Here is a 15,590-nt window from a genome sequence, read left to right on the forward strand (position 1 = left end):
GATTCAGTGAACTGAAGGAGGCTGATATGAATCTCTCCATGCATAGGCTTTTTTGGCTGGCTCTGGTCTTTCTGCCATTAAGTGCTCAGGCAGTAGATCGCTGGCAGGCTTCGAGTAACGCTAAACATACCGCAGTATTGGAATTATTTACCTCGGAAGGTTGTGGTCTCTGTCCTCCCGCGGAACGCTGGTTATATCAGCAGCAAACTGAGCTTAATTATATTGTTTTAGGCTTTCATATTGATTACCTGAATGACAAAAAAGGTTGGGTAGATGTTTTTGCCAAGCCGGAATTTTCCGAACGACAGAAACAACTGGCTTTACTGAATCGATATCAGACCATTTATACGCCAGAGTTTGTTTTAAGCGGTGAGTCTTTGCCAAACTGGCGAGAGAATTTCAATGAGGCGGTTAGCTTTCTCAATGAGTTTGATGCTCAGGCGCAGATTCGCCTGAGAGCCTATCTGATAGATGATGCACTCATGATTGATAGTCGTAGTCAGGTAACTGGTGAAGAAAATCGTCAACACAGTAAATTATATATCGCGATCACTGAAGATGATGTGCTCAGTGATGTGCAGGGCGGAGATAATGCCGGGCGAACATTCAACCATCAAAATCTGGTTAGGGAATGGCTTGGTCCGTTTGATCTGGATCCTTCCGGTGAAACATTTATCGAACATCAGCTGAAACTTATTCCAGACTGGCAGCAGGATAAACTGAAACTCGTGGCACTTATTCAAAATTTATCCGACGGTTATATCTTGCAAGCCGTTGAATTACCTTTAACACAACAGAAGTAAGATGGACTATTTACCTATATTTATTGATTTAAAAAATCGTCAGTGTCTGGTAGTTGGTGGTGGCGAAATTGCCGCCCGCAAAGCCGGCTTATTATTAAAAGCTCAGTCAATGGTCACCATTATTGCCCCTGAAATTGCCGAGATGTCGCGTCAGTTATTGGAAGATGCAGACTATCGGGGCAAGATAAACTGGATTAATGACAAATTTTCGCCAAATTACCTTGATGATCAGACACTTGTTATTGCCGCAACAGATGACGAGAGTGTGAATCTTGAAGTGTATCAGGCGGCCAAGGCAAAAAAAATTCTGGCCAATGTGGCCGATCAACCTGAGATGTGTGATTTTATTCTGCCGTCAGTTTTGGATCGTTCACCCATCGTAGTCGCCATCTCCAGTGGTGGCCAATCACCTATTCTGGCCAGACAACTTCGCGCCAGGCTGGAAACACTTATCCCACCTGCTTACAGCAAGCTGGGCCTGCTGGTTGGCGAGTATCGCGAAAGGGTCAAAGCGAAGTTTACTCAGTTAAAGCAGCGTCGTCGTTTCTGGGAGGCCGTTTTACAGGGGCCGGTCGCCGATCACGTATTGGCCGGTCGTGATCAGTTAGCCATCAAAACTCTGGAAACATTAATTGAAGAGACCGCAGATCATGCCTTGCAGCAGGGTGAAGTCTATCTGGTCGGAGCCGGGCCCGGTGATCCTGATTTATTAACCTTTAAAGCCTTACGTTTAATGCAGCAGGCCGATGTGGTGTTTTACGATCGACTGGTCAGCAAGGAAGTGTTGGCTTTGGTGCGTAAAGAAGCCGAAATGATTTATGTCGGTAAGCAGCGTGCCTGGCATAGTAAACGTCAGGATGAAATCAATTTGTTACTGCTTGAGCATGCCCTGGCTGGAAAACGCGTATTACGATTGAAAGGTGGCGATCCGTTTATTTTTGGCCGCGGCGGCGAGGAAATTGCCACTTTAGCCGAGAAAAAGATTCCTTTCCAGGTAGTGCCGGGAATCACAGCCGCTTCAGGTGTTGCCTGTTACTCAGGTATCCCATTAACACATCGTGATTATTCGCAAAGCTGTGTGTTTGTTACCGGTCAATTAAAAGAAGGCGAGCTTGATCTGAATTGGCAGGCCTTAGTACAACCTCGGCAGACGGTAGTGGTTTATATGGGCCTGGCCGGGCTTGATATTCTTAGTCAACAGCTGCAGAAACATGGTATGCGCGCCGATATGCCAGCGGCGTTAGTTCAACAGGGTACTACCGAGAATCAAAAGGTATGGGTGAGTACGATCGCTGAACTTCCTGAGTTGGCAAAAAAACAACAACCTGTCGCACCTACGCTACTAATCATTGGTGAAGTCGTCCAACTGCATAATCAACTTTCCTGGTTTTCCCAATAAAATCAACAGATTAATCTTCCCGTATTGTTTTGGGAATTTTTCCTAATTCTATGTGTGAAACGCCATGCTAGCATCGCCATAGGCTTCATAGAAAGCTATTAAAAAAGTACTACAAAATATTAATCTGGGAGATTAAAAATGGCGATTCCATTTCGACGCAGCGTCCTGCCTGCGTTATTAGCAACGGCGTTAAGTCCCGGTTTCAGTCTAGCTGCTGAACCGGATCTGCAACTGGAAAACATCGAAGTCATCAGTCTCACACCATTACATGGTGTGGGACTGGAGGCTGATAAGATTCCAAGCAATGTTCAAACGGCTACAGCTGAAGATATCGAACGAAATCAGGCGTTGGATATTTCTGATTTTATGAATCAGACAATGGGTAGCATGAGTATCAACCATGCACAAAACAACCCGTTCCAACCTGATTTGAAATTCCGTGGCTTTACAGCCTCTCCATTAGTGGGTAATGCGCAGGGTATTTCTGTTTATCAGGATGGTGTCCGTATTAATGAACCTTTTGGTGATGCGGTTAATTTTGAATTATTACCAAAATCAGCTATTGCCAGTATGAATATGATGTCTGGTTCAAATCCATTATTCGGTTTGAATACATTGGGTGGTGCCTTATCGATTCAAACCAAAAATGGTTTTACCCATCCTGGACATAGTCTGGAAGCTTATACCGGTTCTTTCGGCCGTGATTCCGGGACTATAGAAAGTGGTGGCAGTGATGGTAACCTGGCTTATTTTGTGACCGGTTCCATTACCAAAGAAGATGGCTGGCGGGATTTTTCACCTTCCAGAGTTGAACAGTTCTTTTCCAACTTAAGCTATCGTAACGAAACCAGCAGCTTGGATTTTGGTATTACAGCCGTAGACAGTGATTTGAATGGCAATGGGGCTTCACCGATTGAACTGGTGAGAGAGGATCGTGAAGCGGTCTTTACTCATCCCGACAATACCAAAAATGAATTACGAATGTTTACCCTCAATGGTTCACATTGGGTAAATGACACCATGATGCTATCGGCCAACACTTATTATCGACGCAGTGATCGTTCTACCTTCAATGGTGATGGTTCAGAACTGGAAATTGATGGTGCCAATATTGTAGACGATGATGGTGAAGTGGTTACGCCGTTTGCACCTTTGGGTTTTGATGGCAGTGAAGAATTTATTGCATTAAACAATACCAGTAAGACTAAGCAGGACAGCTATGGCTTTGGTTTACAATCCACTTTTCTAGATGATTTGTTTGGACGTGAAAACCAGCTGATTGTGGGCGCTTCCTACGACAGATCAGATGTAAAACATGCTTCACAATCTGAAATCGCACAGTTTACCGATAGCCGTGGCACCGACGGTACCGGTTTTATTATCGATGAGACAGTGGTTGATGGTGATATTGAAACGGATACCTTTAGTCTGTTCTTTACCAATACACATTCGTTGACTGAACGTTTGGATTTGACTGTTGGTGGCCGTTACAACTGGATCCAGATTGATATTTCCGGCACCAGCGAAGGCGGTGAACAGGACCTGAACGAAACGGGTAACAAGCATGTATTCAAACGCTTTAATCCGACGGTCGGTTTAACTTATGCTTTGCGGGACAACCTGACGGTATATGGTAACTACAGCGAATCAAATCGTGCGCCAACACCATCTGAGTTGACCTGTTCTGAAGAAAGCAGTCCTTGCTCTTATCCCAACGCATTTTTGGCCGATCCGCCGTTGGATGATGTGGTTGCCAGAACCATTGAAACCGGTTTACGTGGTCAACATGGCACTATGAACTGGAATGCCGGTGTGTTTTATACCGAGTTGAAAGATGATTTATTCTTCTTCCCCGATGTTGAAGATGAAGTAAATGACCCGCGTTTAACACTGGGTAATTTTGACAATATCGATAAAACAGCTCGTGCTGGTCTGGAATTGGGTGTAAATGGTCAGCAGGATAAATTACTGTGGTTTGCCAACTATTCCTATGTTCGGGCAACGTTTGAAGATTCTTTCCTCTATGCTCGTGAAGTTGATGACGAGGTAGAAACCTTTGAAGTGAAAAAAGGTGATCGGCTGCCGGGAATTCCCGAGCACAATATTAAAATTGGTGTCGATTATGCGTTTACACCGAAATTATCTTTAGGTGCAACGGCGTCTTATCACTCAAGTCAGTACTACCGCGGTGATGAAGCCAACGAAGACAAGAAAATCAGTGGCTATGGGCTGGTTAATCTGCACGGTCGTTACAAGCTGAACAAACATGTTCAGTTCTTTGCCAAAGTCGATAATCTGTTTGACAGTGAATATGAAAACTTTGGTTTATATGGCGAACCGGATGAAGCGCCAGGTCTGGACTTGGATGATCCGCGTTTTGTTGGTGCCGGTGCGCCAAGAGCTGGCTGGATTGGCTTTAAAGTTACACTTTAATTCAATCGTTTAGATAAGAAGAAAGGTCGCTATAGGCGGCCTTTCTTTTTTAATTTAATCAATAAACCGCATCGATAAATCTACAGCCTGCAAGTCTTTGGTTAATTGACCGACCGAAATTCTATCAACACCTGTTTCTGCAATGCCACGAATCGTATCCGTACTGACTCCACCAGAGGCTTCAAGAGCGACTTTGCCATTGGTAAAGCTGACGGCTTCTCGTAACATCGTTAACGAAAAATTATCCAGTAATACAATATCAGCAGCGGTATTAAGTGCCTGCTCAAGTTCATTCATGGATTCGACTTCAACTTCAACCGAGACATTGGGATGCAAGGCTTTGGCCTGGGCAACGGCTGCTGCAATAGATCCTGTGGCAAGGATGTGATTCTCTTTGATCAATATGGCGTCATACAAACCGAAACGATGGTTGACTCCGCCACCGCAACGAACAGCATATTTCTGTCCCAGTCTCAGGCCTGGCAGGGTTTTTCGGGTATCCAGCAGTTTGACCGGTAAATCCTGGACCAGGTCAGCATAGCGTTTGGTCTGAGTGGCCGTGCCGGAAAACGTCTGCAAAAAATTCATCGCGGTGCGTTCTCCGCTCAATAATGCCCGGGCATTTCCGGAAAGCTCACATATCACTGCATTTTCACGCAGCAAATCAGCATCCTTAAAAAACCAGTGGATTTGGATGTCTGGATCCAGCTGATTGAAGACTTCATTAAACCAATCCTGGCCACATAAAACAGCAGTCTGTCGACTGATTAATCTGGCTTTGGCTATTGCCCCGACCGGAATAAGATCCGCGGTGAGATCCTGTTGGCCAAGATCTTCTAATAAAGAGAGTTTGACCTGCGAGCTGATAAAGTTTGCCGGAATGAAATTGTGGATGGTCATAGTTTTGCGAGCTTCAGTTTAAACAGCCGATAGGGTAACTGTTAAAGCTCTGATAATCTATTCACAAACCCAAGTTGGAGCAAAAAGTGATTATTGACAGACAGAGTGGATGGCTTGATACGGCAGAAATTTTACCTTCGCCAAATTATGATGATCGGCCAGATGAAACCGATATCAGCGGCATCATTATTCACAATATCAGTTTGCCTCCAGGCCTGTTCGGTGGGAGCTGGATTGCCGACTTGTTTCTGAACCAACTGGATCCCAATGCGCATCCTTATTTTGCAGAGATCGCTCATTTACGGGTGTCATCGCATTTACTGATAAGACGTGATGGTTTGATGCAGCAGTTTGTGCCATTTCATAAACGCGCCTGGCATGCAGGTGTGTCGTGCTGGGATGGGCGTGAAAAATGTAATGATTTTACAATAGGTATTGAACTGGAAGGTGATGATGAGACAACTTTTACTGAAATTCAATATTCGCAGCTGGCGGCAGTCAGCAAGGCTATTTTTGCTGCATATCCATTATTGTCCAGTGAGCGCATAACCGGCCATGAACATATCGCTCCTGGTCGTAAAACGGATCCGGGTCCTTATTTTGATTGGGCGCAGCTGAAGCAATTATTGCAGACATAAAAAAGCCGCCCGTGGGCGGCTTCAAAATGATTTCTAATAATGGTTACTGAGTGATTGCAATCAGCTCAATATCAAAAATCAATGTTTCGTTAGGGCCAATCATTTCACCGGCGCCTTGTGGGCCATAAGCCAGGTTACCCGGAATGACCACACGCCATTTAGCACCTTCCTTCATCATTTGCAGAGCTTCCTGCCAACCTTGAATAACACCGTTAACAGGGAAAGTAGCCGGCTCACCCCGTTGGATAGAGCTATCAAAAACTGTACCGTCTAATAAGGTACCTTCGTAATGAGCAATAACGCGATCAGATGCAGTTGGTGTTGCGCCATCGCCTGCTTCGATGATTTCATATTGCAGACCACTATCTGTGGTAACAACGCCATCTTTTTTCGCATTTTCTTCCATGTAAGCTTTGGATTCAGCCTGTTTTTTGTTCATTAGCGCAGCCAGTTCCTGCGACTTTTTCTGCTGGTATTTGCCGATAATTTCCTGCGCAGTAGCCTGATCCATTTGTGGTTGGCGACCTGCCATCATGTCGGCTACACCGGCACTAAACGCATCCATTTCAAGCTCTACGTTTTCCATCATCATTTGCTGACCGACTTGTATGCCGAAGATATAGCTGAGTTTTTGTTGTTCTGTATCGAGGGTGGCGTTTTCTGCCATTACATTAGCTCCAAATAAAACGGGAAGGAAAGCGAGATATTTCAGTTTCATGTCTTAAGACTCTCATATTGTTATAAAAATAGGCTGCCATGGCTTAGAGATATTATCAGCCGCGAAGTTCGCTACGCGATTGTCTCATATTTTTCTGCCGGTTTCAGATTGAATAGCCGAGTAATACACTTGGTTATTCAGTTAAATGATACTATAATGGTATCAATTAGGAGGGCGTGACATGTTACGCATGGGTAAACTGACAGACTACGGCATTGTACTGATGAGCTACATTGCCGAACACCGTAGCAAGCAGCACAGCGCGCATATGTTATCAGATGCGGTGCATATGCCGCTGCCTACGGTCAGAAAAATATTAAAAGTGTTGTCAGCTGGAGGTCTGTTAACTTCCGAGCGGGGAGCGCAAGGTGGCTATATTTTAAGTGGTGATCCAGCCGATATTTCTGTTGCGCAGATCATTACCGCAATAGAAGGACCGATTGCACTGACTGAATGTGTCAGCAGTGCATCGCAGTGTGATCAGGAAACCCATTGCGCCGTGCAGACAAACTGGAACCAAATCAATAACGCCGTTTTCCATGCACTGGATGAAGTGAAATTAGCCGATATGCTGACACCGACACTTTCAGCGGCTCGTCCAGTTCAATTTTACCCGCCCAGCTACAGGGCAAAAGCAGTTTCTTTACAGGATGGTGATCAACATGAATGATCAAACACAACAACTTGAAGCAATTACGCAGAAAGAATACAAAGCCGGCTTTTTTACTGATATTGAGTCAGATAGTCTGCCACCCGGATTGAGTGAAGACGTGGTCCGCCAGATATCACTCATTAAAGGTGAGCCGGAGTTTATGCTGGAATGGCGTTTAAAAGCCTACCGTCACTGGTTGACCATGGAGACTCCGGAATGGGCACATGTACATTATCCGGAAATCGATTATCAGGCGGTCAGTTACTATTCTGCACCGAAGAAAAAAACCGACGGGCCAAAAAGTCTGGATGAAGTTGATCCTGAATTATTGCGTACCTACGAAAAACTCGGTGTGCCTCTGGATGAGCGTGCCCGTCTAGCCGGTGTCGCAGTAGATGCGGTTTTTGATAGCGTATCCGTATCCAATACGTTTAAAGATAAACTGGCCGAGCAGGGCATTTTGTTTATGCCGATATCCGAAGCCATTCAGGAACACCCGGAACTCATTAAAAAATATCTGGGCAGCGTGGTTCCACAGAAAGATAATTATTATGCGGCCTTGAATTCAGCGGTGTTTACCGATGGTTCGTTTGTTTACATTCCAAAAGGTGTGCGTTGCCCGATGGAGTTGTCGACCTATTTCCGTATTAATGCGGCGAATACCGGGCAGTTCGAGCGTACGTTGATTATCGCCGATGACGATTCCTATGTAAGTTATCTGGAAGGCTGTACCGCACCGATGCGTGATGAAAATCAGCTGCATGCGGCGGTAGTGGAATTGGTCGCTATGGATCGCGCTGAAATCAAATACTCCACCGTGCAAAACTGGTATCCCGGTGATGAAAATGGCAAAGGTGGTATCTATAACTTTGTCACCAAACGTGCTGCCTGCCGTGGTGAGAGTTCAAAAGTATCCTGGACTCAGGTAGAAACCGGGTCAGCTATCACCTGGAAATATCCGAGTGTGGTATTGCAAGGCGATAATTCTATCGGTGAATTTTATTCGGTGGCTGTGACCAATAACATGCAGCAGGCTGATACCGGTACCAAGATGATCCATCTGGGTAAAAACACCAGTTCAACCATCATCTCAAAAGGTATCTCCGCCGGGCGTTCGTCGAATGCCTATCGTGGTCTGGTGCGTATTGGACCCAATGCGGAAAATGCCCGTAACTACACCGAGTGTGATTCGTTATTGATGGGCGATAAATGTGCCGCACATACCTTCCCATACATTGAAGTGAAAAACCCGACCGCTCAGGTTGAACATGAAGCCTCAACCTCGAAAATCAGCGAAGATCAATTGTTTTACTGTAAACAACGTGGTCTTGATGTGGAAGACTCGGTATCGATGATCGTCAATGGTTTCTGTAAGCAGGTTATTCGCGAATTACCAATGGAATTTGCGGTGGAAGCTCAGAATCTGCTCGGTTTATCGTTGGAAGGTTCAGTTGGTTAAACGTCGTTCCCTAATATAACTACATGTTGGGCGGGTCAGGCTGCTCAACCTATAAAAATGAATAGAGAATAATTATGAAAATGTTGGAAATCAAAAATTTACACGCAAAAATTGAGGGCAAAGAAATTCTGCGTGGTATTAATTTGACGGTCAATGAGGGTGAAGTACATGCCATCATGGGGCCAAATGGTGCCGGTAAAAGCACGTTATCCAATGTGTTAACGGGCCGTGAAGGCTACGAAATCACCCAGGGTGAAGTCATATACAAAGGTGAAAACCTGCTGGAACTGGAACCTGAAGAACGTGCCCGTCGCGGTGTGTTTCTGGCGTTCCAATATCCTGTAGAAATTCCTGGTGTCAGCAATATCTATCTGCTTAAAGCGGCATTAAATGCTGTTCGCAAACATCAAGGTCTGGATGAGTTGGATGCCATTGATTTCCTGACGCTGGTACGCAGCAAAATGCAACTGGTTAAGATGGATGAACAGTTTTTGCACCGCAGTGTGAATGAAGGCTTCTCCGGCGGTGAGAAAAAACGTAATGAAATTTTGCAAATGGCCTTGCTGGAACCCCAATTAGCCATTATGGATGAGACCGATTCCGGACTGGATATTGATGCCCTGAAAACCGTTTCTGAAGGGGTGAATGCGCTGCGTAGCCCTGAACGTTCATTTGTGATGATTACCCATTACCAGCGTTTGTTGGATTACATCGTGCCTGATTTTGTTCATGTTTTATCTGAAGGTCGCATTGTGAAGTCTGGTGATAAAGAGCTGGCTAAAGAACTGGAAAAATCCGGCTATAGCTGGGTGCATGATGCACCGGAACCAGAAGGGCAGCCTGCATGAAAGTATTAACAGACATCCATACCGATTTTGCTGCGGTGGCCAATAGCCGTGATGTCATGGTGGCTGATAATGCACACTGGAAAACATTGCGTCAACAAGCCAAGGAACAGTTTGAGCGAAATGGCTTGCCGGGCAGAAAAGAAGAAGATTGGAAATACACCAGCCTTTGGTCGTTAGGTCAGGAACAGTTTGTTCATCAGGTCTCCCAACCAGGGTATGCGGATATTCATGAGCTGAAACTGGTGGAAGATGCCTATCGCCTGGTGATTGTTGATGGTCGAGTGGATTTAACAGCCTCATATCTTGACGGGCTGCCCGAAGGTCTTACGGTGACGCCATTCTCACAATCAATCGATCGCGCCAGCGAATTTCTCAATCAGCAAGTCAATTTGGAAAAGCCAGGCTTTAATGCCATGAATACCATGTTGATGAATGAAGGTATTTTCATTGAGGTCGCAGCTAATACCAAGGTAGATAAACCCATTGAATTAATCGTGGTAAACAGTGGACATACGGCACACTATGCCATGCATTTACGTAATGTGATTGTGCTTGGAAAAGATAGTCAGGCAACATTTATCGAAACCTATGCCGGTAATAATCAAGCCAATGGGTTAACCGATGTGATTACTGAAATAAGTCTGGCTGACAAAGCGGAATTGTTTCATTACAAATTACAGCGTGAATCCCTGGACCATTATCATGTTGCCACCATGGCTGCCTCGCAGGCCGCTGACAGTCAATGGCATAACACCAATATTTCGCTTGGCGGAAAACTGGCCAGAAATGATGTTCACAGTCAATTACTGGGTGAGCAATCCCACGTGACAATGAATGGTCTGTATCTGGTGACGGGCGAACAACATATTGATAATCACACACGTATTGATCATGCGGTGCCGAATACGACCAGTGAAGAAGTCTACAAAGGCGTGCTGGATGAGCAGAGCCATGCAGTATTTAATGGCAAAGTGATTGTGCATAAAGACGCACAGAAAACCGATGCCAATCAGAGTAACCGTAATTTACTGTTATCCCGTGGTTGTGAAATTGATACCAAGCCGGAAATGGAAATCTACGCCGATGACGTCAAATGTGGACATGGCAGTGCCGTAGGCCAAATCAACGAAGATCAATTGTTTTTCCTCAGAGCTCGTGGTCTGGATGAAGTTAGCGCGCGCAGTTTACTGACTTTTGCTTTCGCTGTTGATGTGATTGAACGTATATCCAACGAGGAACTCAAACAATCCATAACCGGAGTAATTGAAAAACGATTACCCAGGGGAGGCGCATGAGCAATTTGAACATTAATACGATTCGTGCGGATTTTCCGATTCTCCACCAGGAGATCAATGGTTTTCCTCTGGTATATCTGGATAATGCCGCGACCAGCCAGAAACCGCGACAGGTGATTGAGGCTGTCAGTCATTATTACCTGCATGACAATGCCAATATTCACCGTGGTGTGCATAAACTTAGCCAACGGGCAACCGATCTATATGAAGCGGCCCGCGCTAAAGTACGCCAATTTGTTAATGCCAACTCGGATAAAGAAATCATCTTTACCCGTGGAGCAACAGAGGCAATCAATCTGGTTGCTCAAAGCTTTGTCAGGCCCATGTTGCAGCCGGATGATGAAATTCTGATCAGTCATCTGGAACATCACGCCAACATAGTGCCGTGGCAGATATTATGTGAACAAACCGGTGCCAAACTGAAGGTCATCCCAATGACGCAGTCAGGTGAGCTGGATTTGACAGACTTTGATGCGATGCTCACCGAACGCACCAGGATTCTGGCGGTTGGTCAGGTGTCTAATGCGCTGGGAACTATCAATCCGGTCAAAAGCATGATTGCCAGAGCCCGCGCCAAAAACATTCCGGTTTTAATTGATGGTGCGCAGGCGGTGCCGCATATGACCGTGGATGTGCAGGATCTGGACTGTGATTTTTATGTGTTCTCTGGCCATAAGATGTTTGCCCCTACTGGTATTGGCGCATTGTATGGTCGTGAAGATTTGCTGAACGCGATGCCGCCATATCAAGGTGGTGGTGATATGATTCTCTCGGTCAGTTTTGAAAAAACTATCTACAACGAACTGCCCGCCAAGTTTGAGGCAGGTACACCGAATATCTCCGGCGTTATCGGCCTCGGTGCGGCAATTGATTATATGTGGCAGATTGGCATCGATAATATTGCTGCTCAGGAACACCACTTACTGGATATTGCTACCCGTAAAATTGAGGCATTGCCCGGTGTCAGAATCATTGGCACGGCCGCTGAGAAAGCCGCCGTGATTTCTTTCATGATTGAAGGCGTGCATCCGCATGATGTCGGCACCATATTTGATCAGCAAGGTGTGGCTATTCGAACGGGGCACCACTGTGCTCAACCGGTTATGGAGTTTTATGATATTCCGGCGACAGCCCGTGCTTCATTTGCGTTTTATAACTCAGAAGAAGAGGTCGATGCATTGATTAACGCGATACAAAAAACACAGGAGCTTTTTGCCTGATGAGTGATTTAAGAGAGCTTTACCAGCAAGTGATCATGGATCACAACAAACGCCCACGTAATTTTCGTGAAATTGATCATGCCAACCATCTGGCGCATGGCAATAATCCATTATGTGGCGATAAGCTGGTAGTTTACGTCAAGCTCGATGGCGAAGTGATTGAAGATGTCAGCTTTAAAGGGAGTGGCTGTGCCATTTCAATGGCCTCTGCTTCTTTGATGACAGAAGCCCTGAAAGGTAAAACGATTGATGAAGCCCAGGCTATTTATGATCAGGTACATAAATCCATGACCGGAGAAGAGACAGATCGCAACCTGCTGGGCAAACTGGAAGTGCTAAGTGGTGTCAAAGAGTTTCCGGCACGGGTAAAATGCGCGACTTTGTCCTGGCATACCGTACATGCAGCGATAGACAGCGACCACGATATTTCGATTAGCACCGAGTAATTTTATGAATGATAATCAGGTACAACCTTTTACGGCAGAAGATTTGAAGGAAGACGTCATTGAGATGCTTAAAACCATCTTCGATCCTGAAATTCCAGTCAATATCTATGAACTCGGATTGATCTATGAGATTGATGTCAGTGATTCCGGAAATGTGGTTATCCAAATGACCTTAACTGCGCCAGGATGCCCGGTGGCACAGACCTTTCCGGGTGATGTGGAAAACAAAATCAGCAGCATAGACGGTGTTAATAAAGTGCATGTTGAGCTGGTTTGGGATCCACCCTGGACTCGGGATCAAATGAGTGAGTCCGCTCAATTACAACTGGGTATGTTCTAACTGTTCACGCTACTGAAAACCTGAACCCTCTCGAAATCAGGCAAAAAAAAACCGTGGACAGGTCTATCCACGGTTAATCAGATCACATGACAAATCTGAAGAGGTAACAAACTTTAAGGCTACAGTTAGCAACTAGTTCAGGGCGTCGCCCCAAGAGAATCTCATTAGCAAGCTGTTGGAGCTAATCATAGTCATCTAACGCTATGCCGCATATAGGAGGAATTCCTTTTATCATTCTCATGGCCATTATTTCAGTCGTCCGAAAAAATCATTTATTGCTAACTTAAAATCGCTTTTTTACAAACCATCATTTCGATCTAAATAAACCTCCCAAAATAAATAGGGATATTTTCCTAATGCTTTGCGGGAAGTAATTCTCCTATTATGTGCGCACTTTTTGCCAGCAAAGATTTTGCTGGTTGATGAATGACACTATCAGGAGAATGTAAAGTGAGTGAAGCGGCGGGTGCCCCCCCTAATAAAATTAGCAAAATTAATTTGATTACCTGTGGTTTACTGGCTTTGCTCTGTATTCTGCCATTCTTGATTCCGCATCATCGAATACCCCTGACCACGTTTTATAATCAATGGTCAGCGATAGCGCTTGGCGTCCTGGCCATGATTTTTCTGTTGCGGAAACAATCCTGGGAGGAACTGCAGATTCCCTGGTTCGCCCTTATGCCGCTGGGGTTACTGGTGATTGTGGCGATTCAATACAAACTTGGTTTATTCAACTACTGGCAACAAAGCTTTCTGGTTTGCCTGTATCTGCTATGGGCAAGTCTGTTGATTACTCTGGGCGCTCAGCTAAAACATCTATTAACTTTGGAGAAGCTAATCCCCACGCTGGCCTGGGCGTTGGTTGTCGGCGGGCTTATTTCAGCCGTTATTGTCACGCTGCAATACCTTGGGTGGGATGATTCGCCACTTATACTGCGTTATAAGTCGGGTGGTTTTGCTGCCAATCTGGGGCAGGTCAACCATCTGGCCACATATATGGCGCTGGCATTGGGCTCTTTGTTATATCTCTATTTGAGTCAGCGGATTAATTTCTGGGCTTTGGCCATTACTGCAATTGTATTTCTGATGGTATTGGCCTTAACCGGGCAGCGAATGAGCTGGCTATATGTGATTTTACTTTCTGTTGGTGGCTGGTTAATCGCCAGGAAGTCCACTCAATGGCAAATCCATTTCATCTCAAGTCGGTTACTTTGGCTGATCCCGGTGTTTATTCTGGTGCAGTTAGTATTGCCATTGTTCAGTGCCGATATGCCTGCGATGCCTGCGGAGAGGGTGGCTGAAAATGTGAAAGGGGAATCCATACGTTTATTGTTAATCCAGCAGGCCTGGGAAATGTTCATCCATCATCCGCTGTGGGGGATCGGTTGGGGACAGTTCGGTTGGCACAACTTTGAAATGACAGAAAGTTACCCGGGATTAAACGGCTATGCCGATCATGCTCATAATATGTTGTTGCATCTGTTAGCCGAAACAGGCATTTTCGGTGGTTTGATTCTGCTATCGGGCATTATTTTCTGGTTCTGGCAACAACGGGGTGTGGTGATATCAGCTGAACGCTGGTGGCTGTATGCGATCCTGGCCGTGTTTGCTGTACACAGTTTGCTGGAATATCCATTGTGGTATGCCTACTTTCTGGGGCTTGCCGCTATCGTAACGGGGATCAGTTCTGAACGAAACATCACATTGAAGTTGAATCTGGGGATCGTCGTTTCGGCGGCATTGCTGCTTTTCAGTTTATTTATGCTGAGCAATACTTTCATGCAATACAGCAAAGTGGAAAACTGGTATACCAAAGGCAGAATGGGCTTGTTCAATAATGATCAAGCCGTTCCCTTGCTCTATGAAATGGCAGAAACCCGTGATAAATCGTTGTTTGCACCTTATCTGGATTTAGTCATTATTCGGGCGCTTCCCGATACGCAGGAAGTTTTACCTGACAAATTAGCGATGAATACCCAGCTAATGAAATATCTTCCCGGCGAGGAGGAAGTCTATAACCAGGTGACATTGCTTGCCTTATCCGATCAGCCGGAAGCGGCTTCTCATCAACTTGATCTGGCGATGCGACATTATCCGAAATACATGGACAAGTACTGGAAAGTCGCCACCCGTGGGTTACTTGTGGGGGGGCATAAGCAACTCTTTCCACTGATACAGCAGTTGCAAAACTATCAGGATACGGCTTACCCATTAGAACCCTGAGTTATAAATGCATTCACTGACTGCCGGATGAGCAGGCTCGTTCGGCAGTTTCTTTTTTACGGCATACGACTGTTTTATTTCTTCCCGAATTTTAGTGGGAAATTACGCTGTTCAGGAAAAATTTCCCTTTCCTATGTTTATTTGGAACTTTTCAATAAAAAAAAGAATACTTTTTTTTGTGACGTAGTTAACTATTTAAAACAGTATGTTACCTGC

Annotated in this window: 14 protein-coding genes; 12 read left to right on the forward strand and 2 right to left on the reverse strand. The window is 45.3% G+C overall.

The window, feature by feature from the left end; all coding sequences use genetic code 11:
* Nucleotides 1-26: 26 nt before the first annotated feature.
* The 3 genes from B2337_RS07645 (at nucleotide 27) to B2337_RS07655 (ending at nucleotide 4,635) form a co-directional block, all read left to right on the forward strand.
* Nucleotides 27-803 carry a DUF1223 domain-containing protein gene (locus B2337_RS07645; RefSeq protein WP_292413114.1) on the forward strand — a complete coding sequence of 259 codons (777 nt, stop codon included), beginning with the start codon at nucleotides 27-29 and terminating at the stop codon, nucleotides 801-803.
* A 1-nt stretch (nucleotide 804) separates the two neighbouring features.
* The gene (cysG, locus tag B2337_RS07650; protein ID WP_292360004.1) at nucleotides 805-2,202 is read left to right on the forward strand and encodes a siroheme synthase CysG; all 1,398 of its coding nucleotides are present in this window, start codon (nucleotides 805-807) and stop codon (nucleotides 2,200-2,202) included.
* A gap of 138 nt (nucleotides 2,203-2,340) precedes the next feature.
* Nucleotides 2,341-4,635, forward strand: coding sequence for a TonB-dependent receptor (locus tag B2337_RS07655; protein WP_292413115.1), 2,295 nt, complete (start codon nucleotides 2,341-2,343; stop codon nucleotides 4,633-4,635).
* 54 nt (nucleotides 4,636-4,689) lie between these two features.
* Here the strand turns inward: B2337_RS07655 and nadC are convergent, their stop codons facing one another.
* Nucleotides 4,690-5,535, reverse strand: a complete 846-nt coding sequence (gene nadC / locus B2337_RS07660) for a carboxylating nicotinate-nucleotide diphosphorylase (RefSeq protein WP_292360000.1) — start codon at nucleotides 5,533-5,535, stop codon at nucleotides 4,690-4,692.
* 86 nt (nucleotides 5,536-5,621) lie between these two features.
* On the opposite strand from nadC, the gene ampD reads away from it, so the two are divergent.
* Nucleotides 5,622-6,173, forward strand: a complete 552-nt coding sequence (gene ampD, locus B2337_RS07665; RefSeq protein WP_292413116.1) for a 1,6-anhydro-N-acetylmuramyl-L-alanine amidase AmpD — start codon at nucleotides 5,622-5,624, stop codon at nucleotides 6,171-6,173.
* Nucleotides 6,174-6,216: 43 nt separating this feature from the next.
* Here ampD and B2337_RS07670 read toward each other — a convergent pair whose 3' ends face one another.
* The gene (locus B2337_RS07670) at nucleotides 6,217-6,840 is read right to left on the reverse strand and encodes an FKBP-type peptidyl-prolyl cis-trans isomerase (RefSeq protein ID WP_292359996.1); all 624 of its coding nucleotides are present in this window, start codon (nucleotides 6,838-6,840) and stop codon (nucleotides 6,217-6,219) included.
* A gap of 232 nt (nucleotides 6,841-7,072) precedes the next feature.
* On the opposite strand from B2337_RS07670, the gene B2337_RS07675 reads away from it, so the two are divergent.
* The 8 genes from B2337_RS07675 (at nucleotide 7,073) to B2337_RS07710 (ending at nucleotide 15,374) form a co-directional block, all read left to right on the forward strand.
* Nucleotides 7,073-7,561 (forward strand): SUF system Fe-S cluster assembly regulator, encoded by a 489-nt coding sequence (locus B2337_RS07675; protein ID WP_292413118.1) that lies wholly within the window; start codon nucleotides 7,073-7,075, stop codon nucleotides 7,559-7,561.
* Nucleotides 7,554-9,002 carry a Fe-S cluster assembly protein SufB gene (gene sufB / locus B2337_RS07680; RefSeq protein WP_292359992.1) on the forward strand — a complete coding sequence of 483 codons (1,449 nt, stop codon included), beginning with the start codon at nucleotides 7,554-7,556 and terminating at the stop codon, nucleotides 9,000-9,002. The genes B2337_RS07675 and sufB overlap by 8 nt, the downstream gene beginning before the upstream one ends.
* 80 nt (nucleotides 9,003-9,082) lie before the next feature.
* Nucleotides 9,083-9,850 (forward strand): Fe-S cluster assembly ATPase SufC, encoded by a 768-nt coding sequence (gene sufC / locus B2337_RS07685; RefSeq protein ID WP_292360230.1) that lies wholly within the window; start codon nucleotides 9,083-9,085, stop codon nucleotides 9,848-9,850.
* A complete protein-coding gene (gene sufD, locus B2337_RS07690) occupies nucleotides 9,847-11,145 on the forward strand; it encodes a Fe-S cluster assembly protein SufD (protein WP_292359990.1) in 1,299 nt (432 codons plus the stop codon). The genes sufC and sufD overlap by 4 nt, the downstream gene beginning before the upstream one ends.
* Nucleotides 11,142-12,365 carry a cysteine desulfurase gene (locus B2337_RS07695; protein ID WP_292413119.1) on the forward strand — a complete coding sequence of 408 codons (1,224 nt, stop codon included), beginning with the start codon at nucleotides 11,142-11,144 and terminating at the stop codon, nucleotides 12,363-12,365. The genes sufD and B2337_RS07695 overlap by 4 nt, the downstream gene beginning before the upstream one ends.
* The gene (sufU, locus tag B2337_RS07700) at nucleotides 12,365-12,811 is read left to right on the forward strand and encodes a Fe-S cluster assembly sulfur transfer protein SufU (protein WP_292359986.1); all 447 of its coding nucleotides are present in this window, start codon (nucleotides 12,365-12,367) and stop codon (nucleotides 12,809-12,811) included. Before B2337_RS07695 ends, sufU begins: the two co-directional genes overlap by 1 nt.
* A gap of 4 nt (nucleotides 12,812-12,815) precedes the next feature.
* The gene (locus B2337_RS07705; RefSeq protein WP_292359984.1) at nucleotides 12,816-13,151 is read left to right on the forward strand and encodes an SUF system Fe-S cluster assembly protein; all 336 of its coding nucleotides are present in this window, start codon (nucleotides 12,816-12,818) and stop codon (nucleotides 13,149-13,151) included.
* A gap of 450 nt (nucleotides 13,152-13,601) precedes the next feature.
* Nucleotides 13,602-15,374 (forward strand): PglL family O-oligosaccharyltransferase, encoded by a 1,773-nt coding sequence (locus tag B2337_RS07710; RefSeq protein WP_292413120.1) that lies wholly within the window; start codon nucleotides 13,602-13,604, stop codon nucleotides 15,372-15,374.
* Nucleotides 15,375-15,590: the final 216 nt, after the last annotated feature.

Origin of the sequence: Methylophaga sp. UBA3192, from assembly GCA_002363955.1 — a bacterium.
Taxonomy (GTDB): domain Bacteria; phylum Pseudomonadota; class Gammaproteobacteria; order Nitrosococcales; family Methylophagaceae; genus Methylophaga.

What these genes read in the sequence shown, in the direction of transcription:
- B2337_RS07645 (WP_292413114.1), top strand. Translation starts at nt 27, where the DNA reads ATGAATCTCTCCATGCATAGGCTTTTTTGGCTGGCTCTGGTCTTTCTG.
- cysG (WP_292360004.1), top strand. Translation starts at nt 805, where the DNA reads ATGGACTATTTACCTATATTTATTGATTTAAAAAATCGTCAGTGTCTG.
- B2337_RS07655 (WP_292413115.1), top strand. Translation starts at nt 2,341, where the DNA reads ATGGCGATTCCATTTCGACGCAGCGTCCTGCCTGCGTTATTAGCAACG.
- nadC (WP_292360000.1), bottom strand. Translation starts at nt 5,535, where the DNA reads ATGACCATCCACAATTTCATTCCGGCAAACTTTATCAGCTCGCAGGTC.
- B2337_RS07670 (WP_292359996.1), bottom strand. Translation starts at nt 6,840, where the DNA reads ATGGCAGAAAACGCCACCCTCGATACAGAACAACAAAAACTCAGCTAT.
- B2337_RS07675 (WP_292413118.1), top strand. Translation starts at nt 7,073, where the DNA reads ATGTTACGCATGGGTAAACTGACAGACTACGGCATTGTACTGATGAGC.
- sufB (WP_292359992.1), top strand. Translation starts at nt 7,554, where the DNA reads ATGAATGATCAAACACAACAACTTGAAGCAATTACGCAGAAAGAATAC.
- sufC (WP_292360230.1), top strand. Translation starts at nt 9,083, where the DNA reads ATGTTGGAAATCAAAAATTTACACGCAAAAATTGAGGGCAAAGAAATT.
- sufD (WP_292359990.1), top strand. Translation starts at nt 9,847, where the DNA reads ATGAAAGTATTAACAGACATCCATACCGATTTTGCTGCGGTGGCCAAT.
- B2337_RS07695 (WP_292413119.1), top strand. Translation starts at nt 11,142, where the DNA reads ATGAGCAATTTGAACATTAATACGATTCGTGCGGATTTTCCGATTCTC.
- sufU (WP_292359986.1), top strand. Translation starts at nt 12,365, where the DNA reads ATGAGTGATTTAAGAGAGCTTTACCAGCAAGTGATCATGGATCACAAC.
- B2337_RS07705 (WP_292359984.1), top strand. Translation starts at nt 12,816, where the DNA reads ATGAATGATAATCAGGTACAACCTTTTACGGCAGAAGATTTGAAGGAA.